The sequence below is a fragment of the Treponema sp. R6D11 genome (assembly GCF_054786075.1).
On the sequence record NZ_BDHD01000378.1, the window covers coordinates 1 to 1,216 of the forward strand.

The following is a 1,216-nucleotide window of genomic DNA, read 5'->3' on the forward strand; positions in this document are numbered from 1 at the left end:
GATAATTGTTAGGCCACCCAAGCGCTGGTGCCTTAATTGCTTTAATTAGCCTCTTAGTCCATTTGCCCCAAATCGATTCCTGATGCCAGCTTTTTTCTTTCATATCTTCCCCCAAAAATCTTTTAAACTATTATATCATATTTTCCAATATATGTCAATTATTTTATTGGCCTTTTAACCTGTGGAGTCTTGCTTTTTTGTGGTTTAAGACCCGTTTCTCTAAATGCCACCATATTCTTCTTAACAAAACTATCACGATCAAATTTCATACCATTTTCCCTAATATCTTTTTGCACAGTTTGCAAATAATCAACAAACTTCTGCGCATTTGCTTCTGTAATCATATTGCGAACAGCTGTCCGCTCCTCGTCTCTCTCTTGGACCAAAAGCTTTCTAACGACGCTCTTCGTCGATGTAGCATTAATCCCTTTGAGTATTTGTTTATCTTCGCGAAGCAATAACTTTTTCAGTTCTGGGTCTGGCAAGCGCATGTCCTTGCCTTTCCATCTAATACACCCCGTAATCTTCGCCTTATTATTCGTATCATACGAAATCATGAACATAATATCATGATGCTCGCCTCGTTGCCGATTGGTTATATTTATGTAATCCTCGCTCTTAGCAACGATAACATTGTATTTGTCCCCTGATTTGAAATTGGGAGAAACAGTAAACATATCGCAAAAATCTTGTTTGGGAATTCCAAGCTCTCGCTCAGCAAAATAGACAACAGTCGCATATAACATCTTTGCCTCATATAAAAGCGTTTTTTCAATATCGCTTAATTTTGTAGACATCATTTCTCCTTCCCTCAAGAGAAAATCCTTACTATTTAATTATAACATATTTTCAGCTAAAAGTCGATAGTTTTTACGAAATTTTAACATAGCTTTTCTCTAGGTATTGCAAATTCATCAAAAATATGATATAATAACTGCTATGAACATACTAAAAAAGATCAAAGATAGCTTAAAGAAATTATACAAAAAGAATTTATTTATAGAAGCTTGCGATGCCGCCATGCTTGCAAGTGCCGGTTTTTTTGTGTCAAATATAATAACAGGCAACTTAAGCACAATGCATTACATATTTGACATACTAGTTGCCTTCGGCATCACAACTTCTGTTATTGCTAAACAACCTGGACGATGATGTTGCTTTGAGCCGAATAATTAACACGCCGGCGCGTAAAATTGGGAAGACTACGGGGTGTATT

The 1,216-nt window shown here is 36.2% G+C and carries 1 protein-coding gene; it reads right to left on the reverse strand.

Annotation, left to right across the window (positions count from 1 at the left end; translation table 11 throughout):
• Positions 1-158: 158 nt before the first annotated feature.
• Positions 159-800 carry a hypothetical protein gene (locus ACYVTD_RS13280; protein ID WP_461248216.1) on the reverse strand — a complete coding sequence of 214 codons (642 nt, stop codon included), beginning with the start codon at positions 798-800 and terminating at the stop codon, positions 159-161.
• Between the last annotated feature and the right edge of the window lie 416 nt (positions 801-1,216).